Source organism: Candidatus Enterococcus ikei, assembly GCF_017316105.1.
In the GTDB taxonomy this organism is placed as follows: Bacteria; Bacillota; Bacilli; order Lactobacillales; family Enterococcaceae; genus Enterococcus_L; species Enterococcus_L ikei.
Window position 1 is genome coordinate 16,472 of sequence record NZ_JAFLWD010000011.1, and the last position, 19,591, is coordinate 36,062.

Annotated in this window: 18 protein-coding genes; 1 reads left to right on the plus strand and 17 read right to left on the minus strand. The window is 36.1% G+C overall.

The genetic code is table 11. The features are described 5' to 3' along the window. Positions 1-2: 2 nt before the first annotated feature. From phnE (JZO69_RS05590) to JZO69_RS05605, 4 genes are all read right to left on the minus strand, one after another. Positions 3-782, minus strand: a complete 780-nt coding sequence (gene phnE, locus JZO69_RS05590) for a phosphonate ABC transporter, permease protein PhnE (protein WP_207111906.1) — start codon at positions 780-782, stop codon at positions 3-5. Then, the gene (gene phnE, locus JZO69_RS05595) at positions 782-1,561 is read right to left on the minus strand and encodes a phosphonate ABC transporter, permease protein PhnE (RefSeq protein WP_207111907.1); all 780 of its coding nucleotides are present in this window, start codon (positions 1,559-1,561) and stop codon (positions 782-784) included. The genes phnE (JZO69_RS05590) and phnE (JZO69_RS05595) overlap by 1 nt, the downstream gene beginning before the upstream one ends. Then, positions 1,561-2,325: a phosphonate ABC transporter ATP-binding protein gene (gene phnC / locus JZO69_RS05600; RefSeq protein ID WP_207111908.1), complete on the minus strand. Its 765-nt coding sequence runs from the start codon at positions 2,323-2,325 to the stop codon at positions 1,561-1,563. The genes phnE (JZO69_RS05595) and phnC overlap by 1 nt, the downstream gene beginning before the upstream one ends. 83 nt (positions 2,326-2,408) lie before the next feature. Then, on the minus strand, positions 2,409-3,338 hold the full coding sequence (locus JZO69_RS05605) for a phosphate/phosphite/phosphonate ABC transporter substrate-binding protein (protein ID WP_430733252.1): 930 nt from the start codon (positions 3,336-3,338) through the stop codon (positions 2,409-2,411). A 740-nt stretch (positions 3,339-4,078) separates the two neighbouring features. On the opposite strand from JZO69_RS05605, the gene JZO69_RS05610 reads away from it, so the two are divergent. Continuing rightward, positions 4,079-4,558, plus strand: coding sequence for a hypothetical protein (locus tag JZO69_RS05610; RefSeq protein ID WP_207111909.1), 480 nt, complete (start codon positions 4,079-4,081; stop codon positions 4,556-4,558). An 89-nt stretch (positions 4,559-4,647) separates the two neighbouring features. Here the strand turns inward: JZO69_RS05610 and JZO69_RS05615 are convergent, their stop codons facing one another. From JZO69_RS05615 to JZO69_RS05675, 13 genes are all read right to left on the minus strand, one after another. Continuing rightward, the gene (locus JZO69_RS05615) at positions 4,648-5,655 is read right to left on the minus strand and encodes an ABC transporter substrate-binding protein (protein WP_207111910.1); all 1,008 of its coding nucleotides are present in this window, start codon (positions 5,653-5,655) and stop codon (positions 4,648-4,650) included. A gap of 38 nt (positions 5,656-5,693) precedes the next feature. After that, positions 5,694-6,458, minus strand: coding sequence for an ABC transporter ATP-binding protein (locus JZO69_RS05620; protein ID WP_207111911.1), 765 nt, complete (start codon positions 6,456-6,458; stop codon positions 5,694-5,696). Positions 6,459-6,460: 2 nt separating this feature from the next. Continuing rightward, on the minus strand, positions 6,461-7,552 hold the full coding sequence (locus tag JZO69_RS05625; RefSeq protein ID WP_207111912.1) for a FecCD family ABC transporter permease: 1,092 nt from the start codon (positions 7,550-7,552) through the stop codon (positions 6,461-6,463). A gap of 26 nt (positions 7,553-7,578) precedes the next feature. Next, positions 7,579-8,202 (minus strand): nitroreductase family protein, encoded by a 624-nt coding sequence (locus JZO69_RS05630; RefSeq protein WP_207111913.1) that lies wholly within the window; start codon positions 8,200-8,202, stop codon positions 7,579-7,581. A gap of 214 nt (positions 8,203-8,416) precedes the next feature. Then, on the minus strand, positions 8,417-8,953 hold the full coding sequence (locus tag JZO69_RS05635; RefSeq protein ID WP_207111914.1) for an HdeD family acid-resistance protein: 537 nt from the start codon (positions 8,951-8,953) through the stop codon (positions 8,417-8,419). Between the two features lie 188 nt (positions 8,954-9,141). Beyond that, on the minus strand, positions 9,142-14,001 hold the full coding sequence (locus JZO69_RS05640) for a hypothetical protein (RefSeq protein ID WP_207111915.1): 4,860 nt from the start codon (positions 13,999-14,001) through the stop codon (positions 9,142-9,144). Positions 14,002-14,228: 227 nt separating this feature from the next. After that, positions 14,229-15,278, minus strand: coding sequence for a WxLIP family cell surface protein (locus JZO69_RS05645; RefSeq protein WP_207111916.1), 1,050 nt, complete (start codon positions 15,276-15,278; stop codon positions 14,229-14,231). A gap of 135 nt (positions 15,279-15,413) precedes the next feature. After that, complete coding sequence (locus tag JZO69_RS05650; RefSeq protein ID WP_086315452.1) at positions 15,414-16,136, minus strand: WxL domain-containing protein; 723 nt, start codon at positions 16,134-16,136, stop codon at positions 15,414-15,416. Between the two features lie 90 nt (positions 16,137-16,226). After that, the gene (locus JZO69_RS05655) at positions 16,227-16,451 is read right to left on the minus strand and encodes a hypothetical protein (protein WP_207111917.1); all 225 of its coding nucleotides are present in this window, start codon (positions 16,449-16,451) and stop codon (positions 16,227-16,229) included. 9 nt (positions 16,452-16,460) lie between these two features. Then, a complete protein-coding gene (locus JZO69_RS05660) occupies positions 16,461-16,778 on the minus strand; it encodes a hypothetical protein (RefSeq protein WP_207111918.1) in 318 nt (105 codons plus the stop codon). Positions 16,779-16,780: 2 nt separating this feature from the next. Beyond that, complete coding sequence (locus tag JZO69_RS05665) at positions 16,781-17,884, minus strand: WxLIP family cell surface protein (RefSeq protein WP_207111919.1); 1,104 nt, start codon at positions 17,882-17,884, stop codon at positions 16,781-16,783. 34 nt (positions 17,885-17,918) lie between these two features. Further along, positions 17,919-18,572 carry a hypothetical protein gene (locus JZO69_RS05670; protein WP_207111920.1) on the minus strand — a complete coding sequence of 218 codons (654 nt, stop codon included), beginning with the start codon at positions 18,570-18,572 and terminating at the stop codon, positions 17,919-17,921. A 138-nt stretch (positions 18,573-18,710) separates the two neighbouring features. Next, entirely contained in the window at positions 18,711-19,460 is a 750-nt protein-coding gene (locus JZO69_RS05675) for a helix-turn-helix domain-containing protein (protein WP_207111921.1), read from the minus strand. Positions 19,461-19,591 lie beyond the last annotated feature (131 nt).

Genomic DNA, 19,591 nt, shown 5'->3' on the forward strand with positions numbered 1-19,591 from the left:
AATTACTGTAGTTTTTTACGCAAATAGCCCGTAATGGCATCGATCAAGAACACGGTAATAATAATGCCAAATAAAATGATACCGACTTTATCCCACGCTCTTGATTGAATCGCAAAAATCATTGGTGCACCTATTCCCCCAGCACCGACCAATCCAAGTGTCGCTGCGCTACGAACTGCGATTTCAAAATGATTCAATGCTAGTGATAAAAAGGTTGGGATCAATTGTGGTAGACGCGCATAAAACATCGTTTGCCAAAAATTAGCGCCCACTGCTGTCATCGATTCTACTGGCGCTTCATCCATTGACTCGATTTCCTCTGTATATAATTTACCTAGCATCCCGATTTGATGAACACCGATCGCTAACACCCCAGCGAAAGGACCAGGTCCAACCATTTTTACAAAAATAATGGCATACACAAGCTCTGGAAAAGCTCTTAAAACATTACAAATGAACTTACCGATCTTAGAAACGACTGTATTTGATTTCCAAAGATTATGCGCACTAATAAAGGTTAATGGTAACGCCAAAACAGTCGCAATCACAGTCCCTAAAAACGCAATGCCAATCGTTAACAGCAACAAACTTAGTAAATCTTCCCCGCTGCCATCGTAAACATAACCCCAATCTGGCTGAAACAACCCAGAAAGAACAGATTTGACCATATCAAAAGACATATTCCCAGCTTCTGAATAATCGATACCAACAACTGAATACAGAATAATCGCTAAAACAATGATAATTGGCAAATAGCTTTTTAACTTCCGATTTGTGCTCATTATACCAACCTCTTTCTGATAATTTCACTGATCCAGTCGATCGTGATCACCACGACTAAAATAGACAAGATAATGATCGATACACGATCATAGCGCATTAAACTTAATGAAGAGTTCAAGATCACGCCAATACCGCCAGCTCCAACATAACCTAAAATTGTCGATGCACGGATATTGACTTCAAATGCATATAAAGAATAGCTGGCAATCTGATGCGAAATTTGCGGTGCAATCGACCAAAATGCAATCTGGGTCTTGGTAGCCCCCACAGATTCAGCTGCTTCGATTGGTCCATGATCGATCGTTTCGATGGCTTCATAAACAAGCTGGGAAACCATACCAAATGTAAACACAGCAATCGTCAGCACACCTGTAAACTCTCCAATCCCAAACATAGCTACAAATAAGGCTGCCAACAATAAGTTCGGAATCGTCCGAACAACACTCATTAAAAAGCGAATGATCGTTGTTATAAAAAAGTTTCTAGTCACAACGGTTGTTGCTAGAAATGCGAACGGCACGGCAAAAATTACACCAAGCGTTGTGCCAACAACTGACATTTGGATTGTCTTCAACATCGGTTCAATGATTTTAGGAATATAACTCCAATCAGGACTGAGAAAACGTTGTAAAAAAATACCCATCTGATCTAAATTATTAAAAACATCCGCCATTTGTGCTCCAGTTATTTGGGCACTTGAAAATATACATAGAAAGACCAAAGCTACTATAAATAAGTGCTTATATAAATCACGATGAATCGTATCTTTCAGCTTCATTACGCGACACCTTCAGTTTGTTTCAGAATATCGGCACCATAAATACTTGTTAACACTTCGTCTGTCGCTTCTGCTGCTGTTCCATCAAAAACAACTTCGCCATCACGTAATCCTATGATTCGACTAGAAAATTCGCGCGCCAAATCTACCGAGTGAAGATTGATCACCACAGTATGATTTAATTCCTTATTGATTTTTTTCAAGTCTTTCATAATTTTTTGTGTTGTAATCGGATCTAATGAAGCAACAGGTTCATCCGCTAAAATAATCGAGGCTTGTTGCACCAATGTTCTTGCAATCGACACACGTTGTTGTTGTCCGCCACTTAGCTCATCACTTCTTGAATGTAGCTTATCAGCTAAACCAACACGCCCTAAAGCATCATTTACTAATGCATAATCATCTTTAGAGAAAATTCCGAAGATACTTTTAAATGTTGAATAATAGCCTAACCTACCTGAAATAACATTTTTTTGAACTGAACTTTTTTTCACTAAATTAAAGTGTTGAAAAATCATACCGATATTTCTGCGAATTTTTCGTAAATCTCTTTTGTTTGCTTTGGTTATCGAAGCACCATCGATGATAATATTTCCTTCACTGATTTCATTTAAGCGATTGATTGAACGCAATAAGGTACTTTTTCCTGCACCACTTAGTCCGATCACTGAAACAAACTCACCATCTTCAATTGTTAAATTGATATTTTTAAGTCCTTTGACCCCATTATTATAGGTTTTTGTTACATTTTCAAACTGAATCATGATTTCTCCTTTTGATAATATAAAATAGAAAAGCTGAACAATTTTTGTTCAGCTTTTAAGTCACTCATTCACGTAGCAAAGCTTTATTCTGCTGCTTTTTCTGTATATTCTTCAACTGTATCATAATTTTTATCATCAGCTTCGACATAGCCTTTGTGTCCCCACATCGCCATCGCTTGTGCACCTTCTGAATCTTTTGGCATTGCCAAGAAAACATCTTTGACTTTTGCTTGCAAATCTTTGTCCATTTTTGGTTGAACCGCGATTGCATCATTTGGAATGTCGCCTTTTGTTAGATATAAAACTTTTAAGTCTTTAAATAAATCGTCTTTTTCAAATTTTGAAGCAAACACATTACGAGCACCTTCAAAAACAAAACAAGCATCTTGTTGACCATTTAAAACAGCGGTGATTTCACTTGGAATGTCATTTACTGTTGTCAACGTTACGTCTTTGGTTGGATCGATGCCTACTTCTTTCATTTCTACAACAGGATAAATATAACCACTAGCTGAATTCGGACTTAAACTAGCAATTTTTTTGCCTTTTAAATCTTTTAAAGAATCAATTCCGCTATCTGCACGAACTAAAACTTCACCTTTAAATGTGCTAGATAATTTGTCTGCTTCTGGTTTCCCTGTTTCACGATTATATGCGCCTAATTCTGAAGACAAAATCGCTGTAGCCGCTTTTTGATTGCGTGCTTGAACATATGCTGACGGCGGCATGATCCCAATATCTACTTTACCTGATGCCATTGCTTCAACGATTGTTGAGTAATCTGTTGCCAGCGTAACATTGACATCACGGCCTAATTTTTCAGTTAAATATTTTGCGAAAGGTTTCGCTTTTGCTTCCATTGAGCCATCGTTGTTGGTTGGGACAAATTGTAATTCTAGTGGTTTCGTATCATCGGCGGCTTTTTTATCGCCTGAACCTCCGCAACCTGTAAGTAATCCTACACTCAATCCAATAACTGACAGCAATCCTAACAATTTCGTTCTCTTTTTCACTCTTTCCATCCCTTCGCATGTTTGGTATGACTCAAGCAAGAAATTATTCCTTTGCTCTAGCTATACCTATTGTATTTTAGTGGTGTAAATTTACCATAATAATGACGTAAACATTGTGTAAATATTTTAAGTCCACTTCATTATTAGTAGGTAAAACAATGGAGCAAATGCTTGATACTTTTCAGTGAATTTCAGTGTTACTCTCATAAAAAATGAACGTACCAAACTAAAATCAGTATAGCATAAATTCTATTTTTTTCTAGACTAGTTTTCATTTTTTGCTTATTTTATTCTCATTTCTATTTCATAAAAAAAGGTAAATAAAACCTTTATTCATAAGGTTTTGAATGTTTCCTACTAATTGTCATTGTTCGATTACATTAAATTCTCGTTATGTTTTAATCTAAAAATCGATTTCTGAAAAAAAATAAAATAAACGGATAAATTTCCTCACTTTAATTGCTAAATCAGTTAAAAATAATAGTTAAATCTTTCACTACAAAAATCATATTTTTTTACACTTCGTTTAATATATACTGTTCCCAATGACGCTAATACAGATGAAATTTTCATGTTCTACAAGATTCAATGAACTATTTTTATTGGAGAAACAATACAACCTTATTGGTTATAAAAATAATTATGTACATAGTGATCGAATACTGACATTGTGAGTAATCTATAGTTATTTTTTATAATAAACGTTCAACATTGGTAAACTAAAAATTAGGAGGATATTTATGAAACTTTTCAAAAAATTATTTATTGTAAGTACCATGTTAGTATTTTTCGGCACATTCTTTTCTAGTTCTGCACATGCAGAGAGCGCAGATTCACCGCGCTTTGGTGCGTATACATCAACTACAGCATTTTTATCAAACCTTGATATGAATATCGATGGTGAAGTCTACGAGGGTAAAATGAATGATTTATTATTAAATGTGGACAAAGAATCATTTACTCTTACCTTTAAGTTGAACAATGAGACACATGCTTTTAAAGGAAAACGTGATCCAAGCAACTCTGTATTCACAGCTTGTGATCGTTTCTTGATTGATACGATCGATGAACAAAAAGTTGGAACACGCGTAGTAATCGAATTTTTCCACTACTCAAGTTCTAAATATAGAAGTTATCAAGCTTATTCTCCAGGACGCGCTAAAGTTACTACTGGATTAGATGTAAACTTGAGAACAAGCGGCGTTTTATATAACAAGTAATTACTGTTTTTTTACCAATGTTGAAAATTAGTAAAATAGAAAAGAAGGTCAAACACATCGCTCTTTTTGCTTTGTGTCGACCTTCTTTTCTATTTTTCCGGATACATTTGTTCTGCTAATTTTTCGATACCATCTAACGATTGATAACCATAACCAAACATATAATTATAATCAACCGCATAAACTTTCTTATTTTTGACTGCTTTCATACTAGATAGCTTTTGGTTTTTCAATACTGCCTCGATCATTGTTTCACCCGAGATGCCATCTTTCATCGTACCCCAATCAGCGACAATCAAAACATCAGGATCCGTTTCGATCAATTTTTCTACGCTGACTTCGCCCTTTTCATCTTTGAAGACATTGTCTAGTTTCACCATTTTGAAGATATCATTGAAAAAAGTTTCGTTATGAGCAGGATAAACGTATAGTTCAGCGGGATCTGCTGTATGAAGATACGCAAAAGTTTGATCCTCTTTTATTTTAGCTAATTTTTTATCTACCTTTGCTTGGCGTTCTTTCAACTCTGATTTAAATGCATCCGCTTTGTCCGATACGTTAAAAACTTTGCCTAGGTTATCGATATCATCATAAACAGAGTCAAACGTACCGCCTGTTACAGAAGAGTTCAAGACGAAGGTTTTGATCCCCATTTCATTAAGCGTATCAACTGTGCCGATCCCCCAGTCTTGGTTATCAAACAACCCACCGCGTCCGTATGCCAAATCTGGATCAACGCTTAACGCCATTTCTTTGCCGATATAGTCCGTCGATAAATGTTTCAATTCATTAAACTCTTTTTCGACTGCTTTATCCGGTTCACCAAACACTGCACCTACACCAACTATTTTATCTTTTAAACCAAGATGCAGTAATAATTCTGCAGCAGGTTGCGTATTTGCTAAGACTTTTTCTGGTACTTTATCAAAAGTTTGTTCTTTCTTTTGCCAGCTCTCTGCACCTTCCGCTTTAGAAAAATTTTGAACCGTTACAGGATAGCCTTCACTTTGATTGTTTTCAGTAGCCTTTTGCTCTTTTTGACCGCAACCTGCTAACAATGTTAATCCTAATAAACTAATAATAAGTGCTTTTTTCATTTTTTCGCTTCCTCTACATATATATTTAAATCTCATGACTAGTCCAATGAATAGGCAAATCCTAAACGATGGGTCACTGGATTTTGATAAATCGTGCATTTAACGCCATAAATCTCTTCGATCAGCTCAGCTGTAAATAAGTCCGCGGGTTTACCTTCAGCAATGATTTTACCTGCTTTCATCGCATAAATGTAATCACAATAATGTGCAGCTAGCTCTAAATCATGAAGGGCCGCTAAAACTCCGATCCCAAGATTTTTGACACAGCTCAATATTTCAAGTTGATAGCGGATATCCAAATGATTGGTTGGCTCATCCAAAATCATATAACTAGGTTGTTGCGCAATCGTTCGAGCTAAGATCACTCGTTGTTTTTCACCACCAGATAATGATAAAAAACTTCGATCAGCATAGCTAATCAAATTCGTCTTAGTCAACGCATCCATCACAATCTCACTATCTTCTTGTGTATCTGATTCTAATAACTTCTTATGAGGTGTTCGCCCTAATAAAACCATTTGAAAAACGCTTAGATCAAAATTCAGTTCATTAAATTGATTTACTACACCTAACTTTTGAGCCACTTTCTTTTCCGAAACAGCTAAAAGGTCCAACTCATCTAAAAATACACGACCAGCTTGCGGTTTGATTCCTTTATAGATCCCTTTGAGCATCGTTGATTTCCCACAGCCATTGGCTCCGATGATCCCCACAAATTGTTTCTTTTGTGTTTGAAAAGAGATACTTTTAACGATCGATTCTTGTCCGATCATGATTTCTAAGTCTTTTACAGTTAATTCCATGGTTAGCCTCCGAAATTGTAGCCTTTTTTGACAATAATATAGATAAATAACGGTGCACCGATCACTGACGTAATAATCCCTATCGGCAGTTCAACACTTGGAATAATGACTCTTGAAAGCAAATCAGCCCAAATCATAAAAAGAGAACCCGACAAAGCTACGATTGGCAACAAGCGTTTATGATCTGAGCCGATCAATCCACGAACGATATGCGGAATAATCAATCCCACAAAACCGATCATGCCAGAATAGGCAACGATCACACCTGTTAAAAGAGCCGCCAAAAGTAAATACAATTGACGGTATTTACTCAAAGGAACACCTAACGTCACAGCCGCTTCATCGCCTAACAGCATCACATTCAAGATACGATGTTGAAACAAGAAGAAGCCTGTGATCACAATAACAGTGATTGATAAAACCGCCAGCTTATTCCAACTAGCAGAAGCCAAGCTCCCCATCGCCCAAAACGTCACGGTCTTCATACCCTCTGCATTGTTTGCCAAATAAACAATAAAACTGGAAACCGAGCTACATAAAGCACCAATCACTGAACCTGATAAAACGAGTTTAACGGAGGTCATTCGCCCACCGATTCCAGATAAAACCAAGACACCAAACGCCGCTGCCATCGCACCAACAAACGCACCAAAAGCTAATCCAAATTGAGAAAAAATACTCCCTGTACCAAACCCAACTAAAATCGCAAAGGTCGCACCAAGTGAAGCCCCCGAAGAAATCCCTAAAATATAAGGATCAGCTAAAGGATTTTGAACAACTGCCTGCATCACGGCACCAGTTATCGCCAAACCCATCCCTACAAAAACAGCTAGAATGACTCTCGGCGTTCGAACAAACCAAATAATATTGACCGCTGAATTACTAGTGATCCCATCAAGCGATCCAAGTTTCCCACCGGATAGTTTAGTTAAGAGAATCTGAAATACATCCTCCATCGAAATATTCGCTTGCCCATTGATCAAAGAGTAAACGATCGAAAAGAAGATAAGTACCACTAATAATAAAAGAATTAACGGAAAAACATGCTGACTTTTAGTTTTGGTTCTTACATCACTTGCCTTGATTGCCTGCAAAAAAATACGCCTCCTGTGTATCTAAACTACTCATTACTTTCACTCATTTTTTTTAATTTATCAGACAGTTGAGCTGTCCAATGTTCCAACTGTTTTCTGCGACTTGTCGGAATTTTCATTTTTTCATCTATTGCGCTGATATCAAGTAACCCGATAATTTGTCGATCTGCTACCACTCCAACAGCCTCTTTAAATATTTCGTCAAAGATTACTGGAATCGTACGCCAAGTAACACCAATTTGTTTTGACCAAGCAGCTAATTGAAAGTTTTGGATAAACGCTGAAACGGCACCAATTCCTTCCAAGTTCAATTTTTCACTTTTATGCTTAGGCGCTGTGACAATCAACGTTACAGGAACATCTAGAAAATAATCACGGGTTCTTTTTTTAGCTGTTTCTAGATTTTGCTGATCGTAACGTGCCCATGTATCTAATCGGTCATAGCTTTCCATGATTTTTTCTACAAATAACTGGCGATCTTGTGTCGTCTTGACGATAATGACTTCCCACGGCTCTTCTTTCGAATGATAGGGGGCATAACTGGAACTTGTTAATAGTTCATCTATAACTTCCATAGAGATTGCTTGATCCGATAATGTTCGAATCGTTCGGCGCGCTCTAATGACTTGTTCAATTGAATCAATGTCCATCATTTTTCTCCTATTCTTTTATCATTTTATGCTTGATAGAGCTGTAGAATAAAACTTCACATCAATTGAAAATGAAAATCATTCTCAATTAGAAACTAAGAGTACCATTGCATTATTTTTTTTGCAAGTCTCTTTTCTATTTTTACAACAAAAAAACGTAGATAAAATCATTTCACATGATTTTATCTACGGCTTACATTTTATCCACTCGCTCTTAATTGATTTTACGTAATTGGAAATACGAAACAATTTCGCCAATTCCCATAAAAATCAGAATACCACCAAATAGTTGGAATAGTACCAACAAACTGCTAAACGGATTAAACGTCAAAACTAATCCAGCAATAATCAATATTACGCTATAAATCAGCATCGGTAGCCAGCTAACATTGACATATGTTCGTAAATTCACTGATTGAATCGCACGAGTGACCCCAACGATCACGATCACTAAGCCTAGGAAAATTGGTAAAATACTTACGATTCCTTTAGCAAACATAAGCACGATCCCGGCGATCACTAATAAAACGATCCCACCTAGAAAACTCATTCCGTATGTGCCTGTGGCTTTTTTGACTTTAAAACCATCATAAAGATTTAATACACCCATAATTGCAATATAAGCAGATATAAAATAGACAGCTAATTGGAATACACTTCTTGGGTTAATCACAATCAACAAGCCAAAAATCATATAAACAATTCCTCGCAACAATGCATACTTTCTTAATTGTTCCATAACGTTATTCATTGATAGTCCCTCCATTAACGCTTTACTTGTTTTCTATTTACATTGTATAGAATTTTTTTGAATAAAACGAGTAATATGGATTATTATTTGTTATTTTTTAGAAATTATATCCGAACAAGTCAACGAGCTTAGCAAAAAAGTTCCGCCCATCATAAATTCTTTTGGGCGAAACATTTTTTGTTTATCTATTAAGGTGTTTGTTCCACTTGCCATAAAATCGTCGCTCGATAGCCACCTGCTTGTAATACTTCTCCAGAAGGGACTTCTAACAATAAGCCGGATTGATTCTTATCCCACTCATTACTTACGTTATATTGCCCTTTGGTTTCATGTGTTCTCTTCGCTATTGGTTGTGTGACATTTTCCGATAAAATTACTGTCTCTGTGTCACTTACCTTATAACGAATAGCAGAAGGTAAGCTTTTACTTGGGTCTTCTTGGCTGGTTAATGGTTTCTTCAACGTTGCTGTTAAATCCCACGCACCACCATTTTTGCGATTATCCCAAACGATCAATGGTTTGTCGTATTTTGCTTTTTCTACTTTGATAAACGGAATCCCTAAAGTCTTTCGCCCAAAATTCAAGAACGTTGGTGAAGATTGTACAAACAGCATCCCTTTAAATTGATATTGAACGGTACTTTCTTCACTTATAACAGGAATCTTGGTTTCATTGTCTGGCTTTTTCACTAATTGATAGTTTTCAGCCTGAATGGACTCAAGTACTTTCTGGACTTCTTTTTCTTCCGTCAAATCAATCGTTGTTCCGATTACTTTATCGAAAGTGATTTTATCATGTAATGCAGCTCCTGTTTCATCAACAAACTCCACGTTCACTTTTTGATTGCTTTGAATGTCGATCGTGATCGTTTTCTTGACCGTCTCTGTTCCTCTGGTCGCTTTTAATGTTGCTTTATAGCTCCCTTGTTCAGGATTCAAAGGTAGTGTCGTTGACTCTACTGACAGCATGATATCTTTACTTGAACCTGTTGCAACATCCCAAGCAACGGCTTCTGATTTTTTTAGAATCAATTTATTGATTTCACTTTCAGTCAGATTTTGAAATGGTTCTGGTCTGCTGTTAAAATCATTCGCTGCAATATAAAGACCTCTAGATGGTGGTGTCTCATCGATCACTTGAATCGGAACCTTGATCAACGTCGTTTTATCTGGTTGATTTGCATCCGTCATTCGCACCATTACACTGGTTAAACCAGTGACCGACGTATCTGGCATGTCTCCTTCATATTGGTATGAAGCAGTATGTCCTGGTAAGATAACCGCATCTTGAATTACTTCAGAAGCTTTTTTATTAAACGTTGTTCCTTTTTTGATGATTTGTGGAATCGGTTTAGCACCAAGATTATAAACTTTGATTTTTACTGCATAATCTTGCGAAGGTAATCCATTATAGGGGCCTTCTGACTCATTTATTGCTAGTAAAGAAGTATCATAGCTTTTAATTGTACCTGGTTCTCCATTTAGCTGTTCAGGTAATCCTGTTCTTGGTATAGTCAATGGGCTATTAAATTCTTTTTGACTATTTGAAGTAAAAGGCATCGTGATTTCCTCGCCAGTAGGATAGGTTACATAAACTGTTCCGTGGTCTGTAGCTGTGGGTATTTTACTTAGCTTATAACTAGTATCGAAATCATCTACATAATCTGGATAGATATTGAAAACTTCTGGATCAGCTTTTATTTGCATATAAGGAAGCTCATCACCAGCAAATATCTCGTAACCTGTGTTTAAGGCTTCATCTGGTGCAATATCTTTCCACGGCGCACCTAATTGATATGCCGAATCGACACCTGATGCAATAACTTGTCCTTCATTATAGTTTTTACTTTCAGAACCAGTTCCCATATAGTCGTTTCCAAAATAATTAAATGCACCTGAAACACCGATGCTACCGTAAGCACCCGCTATATATTTGGTATAATCAGACAACCAATTCCCTCTAGAATCTTTTAGTCGAATCGTGAATCTCTTACCTGATGAAGGCTGAATATAAAAGCCACTATTATTCCCTAATGCATAGATGGGGACAGCATCTGTATAGTAATCCGTGTCCACACTTTCTAACATGGAAAAATTCTTTGTTGTATTAGAAAGATTATACATATCTAACTGGACAGTAAAATTTAAATTCCGATTCAAAGACAGGTCATATACATAAAGAATCTGATTGGGTTCATCTATTAGAATCTGCTTTAATGCGTTCCCTTTTCGTAAAAAGTATTTAGAGGTGATTTTTGGAACAATCCCGTCACGACCAATTCCATAGTTTCTATCCCAAGTAGTTCCATATAAAACACTCTTATTCACACCCGGGATGTCGGTTACTTTACTTTCACCAGCACTATAAACATAGCCTCTCCCAGCACTATCTTTGATTATAAAACCTAATTCGTTTTTAAACGAACTAACAGAGATACCTCTTTCTGGAAAGCCCATTTTAGAATTATTTAGAGGATTCGTAATAACTCCGTCATTAGAATTTAAAGAAATATTTCTCCATCCCTCTATTGAACTATCTCCGAATATCTGATCAGGAAGTACCACCACATTAAATTTATAGGTCAATAACTGTTCACCCAATGTTATTGTGATCGTTACCTCTTTGGAGCCTCTACTAGAGTTCACAATCATAGATTTAGTGATTCGTGCATCCAGATCTTGTCCTGTCGTCAGCTCCCAAGCTTTTGGTGCTAATTTTTTAGTAAGCACTTGAATGATTTGTGGAACAGTTTTTCCTTTGATCTCACTTGCATTTAAAAATGGTAGATAATTGAAACTCATCCCAGCTTTTTCATCTACAATAACGGTTTGATTATCTAACATTACTGTAATCGGCACAGGAATAATTGTCGATATACTTGTATCTTTTTTATCCGTCATTTTTATATAACCCCAGTGAAATCCTGTTTTGCTCGTATCAAATTTATTGACAGGTTCAGTAGGATCACCGGCTGGGTTTTTGACCCATTCATACGTGGAACTGGCGGCGGTCGCATCATTTAAGGACTGATATTTTGAAAAAATATTCGCTGCATTCGTGCCCATTGCCATGTCTTTGTTTTGGCCCACCTTAAAATAATAAGGCGATTTAACATCGGCGCCGAAAACCGTGACATTACGTGTGGTCGTAGCAGATGCCCCATCTAATTCTACTTTGATTGTCCCAGTATATGAGCCTATAGAATTATTGACTGCCGTCGTATCCGTAAATGAGACTGGAACTGCTGCTCCTGTACTCATATTCCAAGCACTTGAATGCGCTCTTGACTGAATGAGCGCAATTAGCTCTTCTTTACTTTTCCCTTTTGTTTCATTTGGGTAAAAAAGAACCTTCGCATCGGCTTTTACCATCACTTTATTTGTTAATAAAGCGGTAGTATCTGCGCTTGTCACATTGATCGGTACTTTGATAATCGTTGATACAGTTGCATCAGCTTTCTCTGTCATTTTTACGTATGCCCAGTGAAATCCGACTGTTGACGTATCGAACTTGTCGATCGCTTCACCATTTTCACCAACAAATTGATAAATTGCGTTCGTTGCTGTCGTACTATTTACTGTTTGGAATTTCGTAAATAGATTTGTTGGATTAGTGCTTAAAGACAATGTAGCATTTTGAGCGATAGATACAAACGGTTGTGGATTAGCACCGAATACCGTAACATTTCTAGTCGTAGTAGCCGAAACGCCATCTAATTCTACTTTGATCGTACCAGTGTAGGAGCCTATAGAATCGTTGAGTGTTGTTGTATCTGTAAAAGATACAGGGACGGCTGCTCCTGTGCTCATATTCCAAGCACTTAAATGCGCTCTTGATTGAATCAACGCAATCAGTTCTTCTTTGCTTTTTCCTTTCGTTTCATTAGGATAAAGTATCACTTTTACATCTGATTTCACCATGACTTTATTTGTTAATAAAGCAGTAGTATCTGCGCTAGTCACATTGATCGGCACTTTAATGATCGTTGTTACATTTTCATTCATTTTTTCTGTCATTTTTACGTATGCCCAATGAAATCCAACTGCGGATGTATCAAATTTTTCCAAGGCTTCACCGTTTTCGTTTACAAATTGGTAAACAGCATTTGATGCTGTTGCATTATTCACCGTTTGAAACTTCGTAAATAAATTGGTTGGACTTGTCCCTAAAGCAAGTGTTGCATTTTGAGCAACAGACACAAAAGACTGTGGATCAGCTCCGAAAATAACAACATCTTTTTGAATAGACGCTTTTTGTTCTTCTTCACCTGTTCCTACTGTAATTTCAAACTCAGCTTTGTAAGTCCCTACAGAGGTTGTTACAATCGTTGTTTTGATTACATCCACTGGAACCGACGTACCGTCCTCCACTTGCCAAGAGCGGACATTCGATTTGGTTTTAACCAATTGCTGTAGTTGTTCTTCCGTTTTATTCGCAATTTCATTTGGATAAAGAATAATTTTGCCATTCACATTATCTGTTTGAAGAGCAATTTGATTGTCCAATAAGAAGGACGTTCCTAAGTCAGTAACCGTTACTGGTATGGGAACACGAATACTGGTCAGCTCGTAATTTTCGGTAATTTCTATATAAATTGTTTGAAATCCCGCCTGTTCACTACTAGGGGTAGCTGGCGTTCCATCGGCGTTAACATATTCATATACAGCACCGTATTCTGGATATGGAATAACCCTTTCTGAAAAGAGTTTTGCCAGACCTGCTTCGGTATTGAGATCGGGGAAAGCTTCATTTTGTTTCAGCGTCAAGACTTTAGGAGTCGCCTTCAATCCCGCTTCATTTTCTATTGGATCTAGCGCCTTAGCTATATAATTTTTCTGTGCTTTTACTGTTGCTGATTTAGCAACACTTGTAACAGACTCTTTAACAGTCGTCTGTTTAGTTACTTTTTTCATACTTATTTCAGGCTTTGCTAATATCGGGTTGGTTATTGTGAATAAAGCAGTGACACAAAAAATGCCAACTATCGTAAGCCCACTGAGCATCCATAGTAGTTTAGCTTTATAAGGATTCTTTTTTTTGTTATCCATTTTTTCTCCTTTCTTATTTATTTTTGATCGCCTATCTAATTACTCTCTTATCGCAACACCTCCTTTGTATCACTATCACCTATTTAGTTCAGCTCAAACCAAATCATTGATTGAGCGATTTTGCTTGCTGATTAGAGGTGATGCACAAGAAGAGTGTTTGAGTCCGTTCACTTTGATTTCTTTTAGTACTGTTCTTTTTCACGAATAAAGTCGCGAAAAAGAGTTGCTTAACGTCTCTTTTCATTTTCTGTTTTTTTACGTTTTATCACTTTATAACTTAAAATGAATACAAGTGCACCTACACATAAAAGTAGAAAAATGACCAAAAAAGTTTGTTTTGTCTCTGGTTTATTTTCTTTGAGTTGCATATTAAGGCTATTCGCCTCTAACGTATTAATCGTAAAATCTTCCGTCCATGACCAATTACCACCATTTTTTGAAGAAACCTCGATCTGAGCGGAATAGATCCCTGCGCTCAATCCTTTATCGGTTAAATCAATAGGAAAATCGATCATCGAATTCGGAGCCATTCGCATTTCTTTTTTTTGGTATTCAATTAATACCTTTTGCTTGTTGGCTTTTCTTACTTGAACAGCAATCGTCATCCCTTCGACATATACCGACTGACGATTAGAAATATTTACAAACAAATGACTTTTTTTATCCTTGAATGCTATGTATGTTTTATTTAATTTCAGCTCTGGTTTTATGTTATTCGTATCACCAACATGTAATAACATCCCCACTAAAAATGCAAACTCATTTACAACGATATCTTTTTTTCCTTGATCACTTGCTTTATGATCTACCACAGGTTTCAATTGGATGCCACCAGCGATCATCCCGTCTTTCATTTCCTTAGGGAGTGTGATCATCAAATCAACTTGCTTACTTCCACCAGAAGGGATCACTACTTTAGTTGGTCCTTTAACGATAGTTGTAAAATCAGTTGTCAAAGAGGTGTCTTTTGGCAGATCATTCGGTCCATATTCAACTTTCCCAATACTATTGGTTTTTGCTGTGTTTAAGTGAATTTCAACCGTTAGGTCTTTTGCTAATGAATTATAGAGTTTGAGGGAAACTTTTTGTTCTTGTCCTTTCTTCATCGTCAGATCAAAGTAACCTAAGTCCTTATTCTTCTGATTCTCTGGGTATAAAATTTCATAAGATAATCCGCCAATCAAATTCGATGAATCTTGTTTGGCAATGCTTTTAACGGGATCAACGAACAGTGCCAAACAGAAGAATACTATTAGATATATACGATGTTTTTTCAACGACTGATCCCTCCTTTCTTCAAAAAAATAAATCCTCGGTTCTTCGTCATACAGACAATTCTGTGAACAATTTATAACAATAACTGTCAACCAATCTACTTACTTATTTATATCAACACACTACTAAGCTATTTCTTAGTAAGTATTGTCAAGACTCCAGTTCACGCTACCTTTAAATGCTTTACCGGCAGCTCCTGTTCCTGTAGTAACTGTTAGTTTAGTATCTGATAATTTTGTAGCAAAACCGCCTTTGACAGCATCTGCTTGCGTTTTTGCAATGATATTTGTTGCAGTCGTATTGCCAGCTTCTAATGTTACACTTTTGCTAACAGTGATATTGTTAGGATCAGCAAGTGTTCCTAAGTTTCCTTCGATTGGATTTGGTAAAAAGTCATTTGTATCTGGATCAACTTCACCAATATCGTAAGATTGTGCATCACCTAAAGTAAATGTTAGTTTTGATGGCAATTCTGTAGCTGAGCTGTCTTTAGAAACTAATTTAGACAATGAAGCTGTCACTTTCCAAGCAGAAGTTGTTACGGCTCTTGTGCCTTCGCCGCCTGTTTCAGTACCTTGTCTGTCATCATTCACGACAATATATTGATCTCCGGCTACAGTATTGCTGTATGTAGCAATATTCGCTGTTGCTGCTTGACGACCAAAATCAAATTTAGATGGTGTCCATACCAATGCTAAGTTATCTTTGAAAGGTCCTGGTCCAGGTTTTACTGGTCCATCAGTGTCAAAACGAATCCCCAAGTCTGTTTGCTCATTTCCGACTTCTTCTGCATTCGCAGGTTTTGCAAAAATCAGCAACGCTGATGAAGCAAGTAATGTTGTAAATAGTATTTTTTTCAAAATTTAATCACCCTTCTTATTTAACGTAAATAAGATTGGCGACAGTTACTGTTATAAATTGTTCACAGAATAATACGTTGTTTCAGCAGTCTAGCCAATCAGTTTGATTTGGTCTTTTAGCAAAACAAACAAATAAATAATTAACCCTAGACTTGTGATAGACACCGCTAATAGACTAAAGTTAAACGCTAAATCCAACTTTTTTTTTCGTAGCTTTCTGACTAAAAATACGTCTCTTGAAAGTGTCACTAGAAAAAACAGTAACGATGCAGAGGCGATTCCTCCTAATATATAAATCCACAAATAATCTTTCATTTTACCCTCCTATACGTGTATGCTGTATACCTTACGTAAGCTGATAACACCTAAAAAGACAATCAAACAAGCGACGCCTAACAATAATAGAATGAACGACGTCATCATTTGTCCTAAATGCGGTAGTGCACCATCCGTTGCTGGATAGACGGGTGGTTTTGTCTCATAAATAGGCGGTTTCGGTTTATCTGGTTCAACAGACTGATTGAATGATATACCTGTTTCTGTTTTCTCTTGCTCCGCTAACGCTTGAGGCGCTTGGCTAAACAAAAAAACAAGCACACACACTACAAGAAACAACGGCCAAATAAAGTAAATTTTTTTCATCCTTATTCACCATCTTTTCTATTGATTTTTTTTCGTTTTTTCTTTTGATTCCCCTGTTTTTTCCGTTTTGCAATTCTGACTTTTTTCCATTGTTTTTCCCATTTTTTTCGTCTTAAAAGAACCGTTACCATGATCAAAACGGTAACTACCAGTAAGAAAATGGCCGTTCCCTTAATCCAAGTTGGGGTAATGATTTTAAAAGCACTTTCTTCATTCATTTTTTTAGCTTGTTGGTTCGTGATCGTGAATTCTTTGCTAAGCTGCCACTCTTGATAATCATTTGATGCATCCAATTTCAACGTATATGTACCAGACGGCAAATTAGCAATGCCCCAATCCATTTCAAAATCAAATGAACTATTTGGTGCCATACTGTAGTTTTCTACAGATTTTCTTTTAACAACTTCATCGGTGCCTTTTTTCGTCATAGTGCCGACGATGCTTAAATTTTCTAAGACTTTAGGTTCAGGATTCTGCAAATTGGCTAATACCATTTTTTTCCCACGTTTGATTGAGGCTTTTACAGAGTTTAAATTTAACGTTTGAGCATTATTGAATTCATCTCCAGATTGTGAAGTGATTAAGCCTACTCGATATGAAAATTCTGTTGAGACCCCACTTTTTGCTTTTTCTCCTTGATCTAAAGCGAAGACAATCGCACCCATTTTCACGCCATCATACTTTTCTTTTGACGGTGTCAGTTGGATTTTCACCGTTTTCTCTTCATAATTACCAACTGTAATTTCTGGCGTTGGGATTTTGAGCATCGATGTTACCGGCTCTTTTAAGGTCGAATCATAATACGTTTTGTCATCGCTATATTCGATCGTTCCTCCATCTCCTGTGATTGCATTGGTTCCATAGATCTTGATCTTCACATTTTCTTTTTTCGTACTTTTGATTCTTACTTCTAACGTTTGGGCTTCTCCTGGTGTCGTTTTTACATAAAAATAACTTTTATTAGGATCTATTTGTGTATTCGACTGCACCAGAGTTACTGTATACCCTAAATTATCATCATCATCTGCAGCTATTACTTGATCTGCAAAAAAAAATAATGAAAAGGTACAAACAAGTGCTATATATATCGCATTAATCTTTCTCATGAAAAAGGGTTCTCCTAACTACTAATATTTGTTCTTATTTAATCGATTGAACGATAATCTCTACATGCCATTCATTGTTTGCATCACTTTTTATAAATTCCACTAAGCTATAGCCTTTCTTAGTAAAGCTGTCTGTCCAATGAGCCAAAAATTCTTTGGAATATTTTTCAGCTGCTTCTTTCGTTTGAAAAGGTCCTTCTAATTTAACTGTTTCATTTTCTTCATATAATTCATCTTGTTCTTCGTATAAATAATTTGTAATGACGTATATGATATACACAATCGTCATAGACACAATAAACAGTAACAAGAACAACGGCCAGATAATCGTCGTCATTAATGTGATAACATTAATGATCAAAAGCACTAGAAATACGATCATTGAATAGTTCATTTCTTTTTGTTTGTTTACTTCTTGCTTATTTTTGATATAAAACATCAAGATAAGGAAAAGATTTAACGTCATCAGTAAAAAGACAACAAATAAATACTTTAGTAGATCATCCAAGTAGTAATTCACCATAAACAATAGCTGAATAATGAACTTAGCATTTTTATCGACATAAAATACAGCCTCTTCATAAAACCTTGAAAAGAACACAAAATTAGTGATCCATCCAATTAAAAGTACAATTTCACAGAGATAGTAACTTCGATATTTTTGATAATAATTCTTTTTATCTTTCACACATTTAGCCATCCATTTCTTTACATAATTGCTTCGACTCCTTAAATTTTATTTACTTGTACTTGAGTCAAGATGACTGGTACTAAAATAAATTCAAGTCGTGTCGTTTATTCTAATCGTTTCTTACTAAAAAACAGCTCATTGTAAGGCTTTTTCACTTATGTTTTCGAAAGAAAATCGTTCGTTTTTTGAATAAGTAAGAAGATAGCCTTTTGTTCGAATAATTTCAATTTCAAAATAGGATTGTTCTTTTAGTTTATTTCTGATGTGAAAAATAAAGTTTGCTATTCTGTATTTTTCTAGCTTTTCTCCCCTTGTAGCACCATAGATTACTTCATTGATTTCATCATAAGTAACAACGTTACCCAAATTTTCATATAACAGCTCAATAATTTTGAATTCTTTTCGGGTTAATGCTATTATTTTGTCATGAACTACCAGACTTAACTTTGATGCATCTAGGGAATGATCATCAGATGTTTTTTTTATTCTCCTACTATTTAATAACTGGTTTTTATAGTTGATTGCATTTTTTACTACGATCCCAAGCATCTCAAATCCTTGATCTGATGGAATAATTTCTATGACTGAATTTTTACTCAGGTGGGGATATAATTTTGTCAGTTCTGAATCAATTTCTCCATTTAGAATCCAAATAAACAAAGGATGATCCTCTTGTAAATCAATCAACCATTGCAGTGCCTTAATGTAGTCTGACGATTTCTCCAAATTAATGACTAGGCCATCAAGTAAATTTATTTGTGTTTTTTCTGTAATATCAATTAGTGAATAGCTTTGTTCATTGAGGACCTTTTTGATTAATAAACCTATGTTATCGTTCTGTTCAGAGTCATCCCTGATATGTAATATGCCAATTGTATTGTCCATATAGCTCCCTCCTCTTCAACTTTTTCTACTATTTTATTTTCTTGTTTTATTAACAAACAGGAACTATCACTACAAACCCATAAATACCAATAGTTTAAAGAACGAGTGACGGAAAAGTTGACGGCGTAAGT

Coding starts and splice junctions, on each gene's coding strand:
- phnE (WP_207111906.1), bottom strand. CDS start 782: ATGAGCACAAATCGGAAGTTAAAAAGCTATTTGCCAATTATCATTGTT.
- phnE (WP_207111907.1), bottom strand. CDS start 1,561: ATGAAGCTGAAAGATACGATTCATCGTGATTTATATAAGCACTTATTT.
- phnC (WP_207111908.1), bottom strand. CDS start 2,325: ATGATTCAGTTTGAAAATGTAACAAAAACCTATAATAATGGGGTCAAA.
- JZO69_RS05610 (WP_207111909.1), top strand. CDS start 4,079: ATGAAACTTTTCAAAAAATTATTTATTGTAAGTACCATGTTAGTATTT.
- JZO69_RS05615 (WP_207111910.1), bottom strand. CDS start 5,655: ATGAAAAAAGCACTTATTATTAGTTTATTAGGATTAACATTGTTAGCA.
- JZO69_RS05620 (WP_207111911.1), bottom strand. CDS start 6,458: ATGGAATTAACTGTAAAAGACTTAGAAATCATGATCGGACAAGAATCG.
- JZO69_RS05630 (WP_207111913.1), bottom strand. CDS start 8,202: ATGGACATTGATTCAATTGAACAAGTCATTAGAGCGCGCCGAACGATT.
- JZO69_RS05635 (WP_207111914.1), bottom strand. CDS start 8,953: ATGAATAACGTTATGGAACAATTAAGAAAGTATGCATTGTTGCGAGGA.
- JZO69_RS05640 (WP_207111915.1), bottom strand. CDS start 14,001: ATGGATAACAAAAAAAAGAATCCTTATAAAGCTAAACTACTATGGATG.
- JZO69_RS05655 (WP_207111917.1), bottom strand. CDS start 16,451: ATGAAAGATTATTTGTGGATTTATATATTAGGAGGAATCGCCTCTGCA.
- JZO69_RS05660 (WP_207111918.1), bottom strand. CDS start 16,778: ATGAAAAAAATTTACTTTATTTGGCCGTTGTTTCTTGTAGTGTGTGTG.
- JZO69_RS05665 (WP_207111919.1), bottom strand. CDS start 17,884: ATGAGAAAGATTAATGCGATATATATAGCACTTGTTTGTACCTTTTCA.
- JZO69_RS05675 (WP_207111921.1), bottom strand. CDS start 19,460: ATGGACAATACAATTGGCATATTACATATCAGGGATGACTCTGAACAG.